General features: G+C 33.3%; 6 protein-coding genes. 5 read left to right on the top strand and 1 reads right to left on the bottom strand.

The genetic code is table 11. The features are described 5' to 3' along the window. The first annotated feature begins 105 nt into the window (after nt 1-105). From secD to SULYE_RS06045, 5 genes are read left to right on the top strand one after another with little or no spacing between them, the layout of a single operon-like run. On the top strand, nt 106-921 hold the full coding sequence (gene secD, locus SULYE_RS06065; RefSeq protein ID WP_007547569.1) for a protein translocase subunit SecD: 816 nt from the start codon (nt 106-108) through the stop codon (nt 919-921). A gap of 10 nt (nt 922-931) precedes the next feature. Continuing rightward, nucleotides 932-1,855: a protein translocase subunit SecF gene (gene secF, locus SULYE_RS06060; protein WP_007547568.1), complete on the top strand. Its 924-nt coding sequence runs from the start codon at nt 932-934 to the stop codon at nt 1,853-1,855. Further along, on the top strand, nt 1,856-2,926 hold the full coding sequence (gene hisC / locus SULYE_RS06055) for a histidinol-phosphate transaminase (RefSeq protein WP_007547566.1): 1,071 nt from the start codon (nt 1,856-1,858) through the stop codon (nt 2,924-2,926). Continuing rightward, complete coding sequence (mntA, locus tag SULYE_RS06050) at nt 2,919-3,218, top strand: type VII toxin-antitoxin system MntA family adenylyltransferase antitoxin (RefSeq protein WP_007547565.1); 300 nt, start codon at nt 2,919-2,921, stop codon at nt 3,216-3,218. The genes hisC and mntA overlap by 8 nt, the downstream gene beginning before the upstream one ends. After that, nucleotides 3,205-3,372, top strand: a complete 168-nt coding sequence (locus SULYE_RS06045; RefSeq protein WP_007547563.1) for a nucleotidyltransferase substrate binding protein — start codon at nt 3,205-3,207, stop codon at nt 3,370-3,372. The genes mntA and SULYE_RS06045 overlap by 14 nt, the downstream gene beginning before the upstream one ends. Nucleotides 3,373-3,385: 13 nt before the next feature. Here the strand turns inward: SULYE_RS06045 and SULYE_RS06040 are convergent, their stop codons facing one another. Next, nucleotides 3,386-4,222, bottom strand: a complete 837-nt coding sequence (locus tag SULYE_RS06040; RefSeq protein WP_007547561.1) for an IS1595 family transposase — start codon at nt 4,220-4,222, stop codon at nt 3,386-3,388. Nucleotides 4,223-4,781: the final 559 nt, after the last annotated feature.

Raw genomic sequence — 4,781 nt, 5'->3', positions numbered from 1 at the left:
CCTGCCTGATGACCTTGAATTTTAGAAGGTCAAGAAGAAATAGTAAACGGTCAACCTGTAAAAGAATGGTTTTTAGTTAAAAAAACTCCTGTTATAACAGGAGCAATGCTTAAAGATGCAAGGGTTTCAACAGACCAAGCAGGAAATCCGGCGGTTAATTTTGAGCTTACATCAGAAGGAGCAGAAATATTTGGTGAAGCTACAAACAAAATGATTGGTAAAAGGCTTGCAATAGTTCTTGATGGAAAGGTTATGTCTGCACCTGTGATTAGGTCAAGAATAACATCATCAGGACAGATAACGGGAAGATTTACAACAGAAGAAGCCAACGATTTAGCTGTAGTTTTAAGAGCCGGAGCATTACCTGCACCGGTAGAAATAATTGAAGAGACAATAATCGGTCCAACCCTTGGAAAAGAATCTATTGATAAAACTCTAACAGCAGGCATTGTATCCTTTGTTCTCGTTGGACTTTTTATGATATTTAGATATGCAGTATCAGGATTTATTGCAGTAGTTGCACTTCTTTTTAACTTAATGCTGCTTTGGGTGACAATGCTTTTATTTGACATTACTTTAACACTTCCGGGTATTGCAGGTATCATATTAAACATAGGTATGGGTGTTGATGGAAACGTTGTTATCTTTGAAAGAATAAAAGAAGAGCTTAAAAATGGTAAAACACTAAGAGTTGCTATAGAAGAAGGATTTAAAAGAGGTTTTAACGCAGTTTTTGACTCACACATAACAGTAATAATTGCAGCACTTGCTTTACTTGAGTTTGGAAATGCACCACTTAAAGGCTTTGCAGCAACGCTCTCTATTGGTACATTCATAAACTTATTTACTGCTGTATTTTTAACAAAAATGCTGCTTGATTTAGTCCTCGGCGGCAAAAAACACTTTAAATACGCTGTTTAGGAGATAGAAAATGAGAAATTTCATGGTAGAACCACCAAATATAGACTTTTTAAAGATTAGAAAAATAGGTTATGGGATATCTTTAAGTTTGCTAATATTAAGCTTTGTTTTATTCTTCACAAGAGGCTTTAATCTTGGACTTGATTTTACAGGTGGAACGTCGATTCAAGTTAAATTTAACCAGCAGATGAGAGTTTCTGATGTTAGAAATCTTCTTAAAGATGTAGATTTAGCAGACTCTTTAATTCAAGAAGTAGGAACCAACAAAGATGAAGTTGAAATTAGAGTACCGGCTAAAAAGGGAAGTTCAAGCGTTGTTCTTGAAAAAGTAAAAAAAGCGTTAGATAGTAAATATCAAGGTCGGTATGAAATAAGAAAGGTAGAGTTTATAGATGCCTTGGTTGGAAGCGAGATGGCAAAAGCCAGCGTGTACTCTATGATTTTTGTAATGCTTGGGATTTTACTTTTTGTAGGTTATAGATATGAGCCTTTATTTGCAATTGCAGCTGTAATTCCACTGTTTCATGATGCAATCATTACACTTGGTATATTCTCACTTCTTGGAAAAGAGATAGACCTTACGGTGATCGCAGCAATTTTAACGGTTCTTGGATACTCTTTAAACGATACAATCATTGTTTTTGATAGAATCAGAGAAAACATAAAAGCCCGTGGAAGAAAAAATATGGAAAGCATCATCAACAGAAGCATCAACGAAAACTTGGCAAGAACGATAATCACATCAGGAACAGCATTATTTTCTGTAATTGCAATATATTTTTTTGGTGGAGAATCTCTCCAAAACTTTGCGTTAGCATTGCTTATAGGTATTGTCTTTGGTACTTACTCATCGATTTACGTTGCCGGACCTTTAATTTTGGAAGTTGAAAAGATTTTAAGAGAAAAAACAAAAAAAGAAACGGTGGGAGCGTAAATGAAATACTTAGAAAGGCTAAAAAATCTAAAAGCTTATAAAACAGAAACAACGCCTTGTAAAGTAAAATTATCTTCAAATGAAAGTCCGTTTGACCTGTCAGACAAGTTAAAAGAAAGAATATCCCAAGAAATTAAAAAAATAAACTTTCAAAGATATCCAGACCCACATGCAACAAGACTTAAAGAAGTGATAGCTAATTTTGTAAATTCAGAAGAAAATCTAAATATAACACCAGAAAACCTTGTTCTTGGAAATGGTTCAGATGAGTTGATACATCTTTTAATTACAGTTATCGGAGATCTAAAAAATCCGGTTGCTTATCCGATACCAACCTTTCCTATGTATCAAGTCTCTTCCGACGTAGTAGGAAGACCAAAGGTAGAGTTTGAGCTTGATGAAAATTTTCAGCTTACAAAGGAAGAGATAGATAAAGCATTATCAAAAAATCCTGATGCTTTTTTCTTCGCATCTCCAAACAACCCAACAGGAAACAGCTTTGATAGAGACTTAATAAAATATGTGATAGATAAAGGAGTTTTTACAGTAATAGACGAAGCATACATCCACTTTTCAGATAAAGAAAGCTTTATAAAAGAAGCTCTGCAGTATGATAATGTAGTTGTATTAAGAACAATGTCAAAGGTAGGACTTGCAAGTATAAGGCTCGGCTATCTAATAGCAAAAAAAGAAGTAGCAGAAGAGATAAACAAAGCAAGACTGCCATTTAACGTCACCTATCCAACGCAGGTAATAGGAGAAATTGTACTAACAGAAGGATTAGATGAATTAAATCAGCAAATAAAAGCTGTAAGAGAAGAAAGAACAAGAGTGATGTCAGAAATTTCTAAGATAAAACACATAAAAGTCTATCCATCAGATGCAAACTTTTTCTTGATGAAAGTTCCAAACGGAGACCTGCTGCATAAACAGCTAATAGAAAAAGGCGTCCTTGTAAGAAATATGTCCCACCTTCCAAAGCTTGAAAACTGCTTAAGAGTTTCTATTGGCAAAAAAGAAGAAAACGATGAATTTATAAAAGCAATGTTTGAAATATTTAAAAATGGATAAAGTAGAGAAAATAATTAACGATGTAGTTTATGTTTTGGTAGAAAAACTACAGCCAGAAAAAATATTACTTTTTGGCTCAAGAGCTAAAGGAGAAAATAAACCATACTCAGATATCGATTTGGCAGTTGAATTAAAACAAAATGTAGATTTTAGACTAAAAAGAAAGATAAAAGAGCTTGTAGAAGATATAAGCGGAATGTCTTCAGTAGATATTGTTTATCATAATGAATGTAGCGAAAACTTTAAAAACATAGTTTATGAAACAGGGAAAGTTTTATATGAGAAAAGTTGAAATTCTCCAGGCTTTAGAAAATTTAAACAATACTTTAGATAGATTAAGCGAAGCTGTTAAAACTGCAAAAACTGATTTAGAGATAGACGGCACAATTCAGATATTTGAGTTTTCATTTGAGCTTTTCTGGAAAACTCTAAAGCTTGTATTTTAAAGTAAGTAATTCCTCAATTTATTCCACCTAAACATTTATATAAACTATCGTCAATATTATCCATAAAGTTATACCTAAATTCAAGCTCTTTTAGATAGTAGATAAAATTGTCCTTACTTACACCATGAAATTTTAGCAGCCTCTCCTTTACATAACTCCAAAATCCTTCTATGCCATTTATATACACTTTACCATTTGCAAACTTTACACTTTTATCTATCCTCTCATGTTTAAATCCATACATCACAAGACCATCATAACTTTTGAATTTATCTGTATATATCAAACTCCCTCTCTTTACTTTCTTTATGGTTTCTCTCAGTAGTGTTTCAGCAGACACATCCTTTACTATCTCAACTTTGACTTTTCCATTTCTCTCAAGAATTCCAAACACAGGAATTTTATTCTTTGCTCCTCTTCCTCTACTGCCTTTCCTTTTTCCTCCAAAATAGCTTTCATCTATTTCTACTTCTCCTGATAAAAGCTGGTCATCTTTTGAGACAAATTTGTATATACATTGTCTAAGTTTTGTGTAGATCTTGTGCGTAGTATTGTAAGCCAAATCAAGCTCTTTATGTGATTTATGAGCTGGAACTTCAAGAATGAATAGTTTTACAGCCAATATGAATTTAGAGAATGGAATTTTTAAATCTTCAAGGATGCTATCTTTTCTAACACTCCATTCTTTTTTACATTTATAGCATTTGTAGAAGTTTCTTCTAATTTTACCAATGTTTTTGGCATGACAGAAAGGACAGCTATCAAATGTTTTAAGAACGCCTCTTTCTCTTAAAAATCCCTCTGCTTTTTCTTCAGATGACGCTATTTGTAGTAATTCTACTAAATTCATGTTTTACCTCCTATACTACTTGATATTATAGCATAGGTGGATTATTTTAAGCAATTACCAAAATTTATTCTATCACATTTCAATTATCATCTTTTTCGTAAGACTGTTCTAAAATTCTCACAAACTTACCTTTCCGTGTTATCCTGAGGCTGTAAGCTGAAGGATCTCCTCTTTTAAAAATAAGAAAAAATGAGATTCTTCGCTTCGCTCAGAATGAAGACGTAGATTTTTGGAACAGTCTCTCTTGTTCGTCATTCTACAGCCGTTAGAAGAATTTTTGCCTTTTGCCTATTGCTTTTTCCTCAATTTTTAAAAGATTAGACCCTTCGGACTTACGTCCTTAGGATGGCGGAGAAAGGTTGATTGGTAAGCATTAAAGGATAGATAATCTTAGATGTCATTCTGCAGCCGGCTAGGAATTCCATTTCCTCTTTTTTGAAGAAGAGATCCTTCAAACCTCGACTTCAAGCCTATGAAAATTTTATAACGCTTTCAGTTGAATATTTCTTTTACTTCCGCACAAGTACTTTACACCTTCTTCAGTCTTAGCCCAATGTTT

The sequence above is a fragment of the Sulfurihydrogenibium yellowstonense SS-5 genome, from assembly GCF_000173615.1.
Classification (GTDB): domain Bacteria; phylum Aquificota; class Aquificia; order Aquificales; family Hydrogenothermaceae; genus Sulfurihydrogenibium; species Sulfurihydrogenibium yellowstonense.
Note: the sequence above shows the minus strand (reverse complement) of the source record. Positions and strands in the feature narration are given on the sequence as shown.

Coding starts and splice junctions, on each gene's coding strand:
- secD (WP_007547569.1), top strand. CDS start 106: ATGCTTAAAGATGCAAGGGTTTCAACAGACCAAGCAGGAAATCCGGCG.
- secF (WP_007547568.1), top strand. CDS start 932: ATGAGAAATTTCATGGTAGAACCACCAAATATAGACTTTTTAAAGATT.
- hisC (WP_007547566.1), top strand. CDS start 1,856: ATGAAATACTTAGAAAGGCTAAAAAATCTAAAAGCTTATAAAACAGAA.
- mntA (WP_007547565.1), top strand. CDS start 2,919: ATGGATAAAGTAGAGAAAATAATTAACGATGTAGTTTATGTTTTGGTA.
- SULYE_RS06045 (WP_007547563.1), top strand. CDS start 3,205: ATGAGAAAAGTTGAAATTCTCCAGGCTTTAGAAAATTTAAACAATACT.
- SULYE_RS06040 (WP_007547561.1), bottom strand. CDS start 4,222: ATGAATTTAGTAGAATTACTACAAATAGCGTCATCTGAAGAAAAAGCA.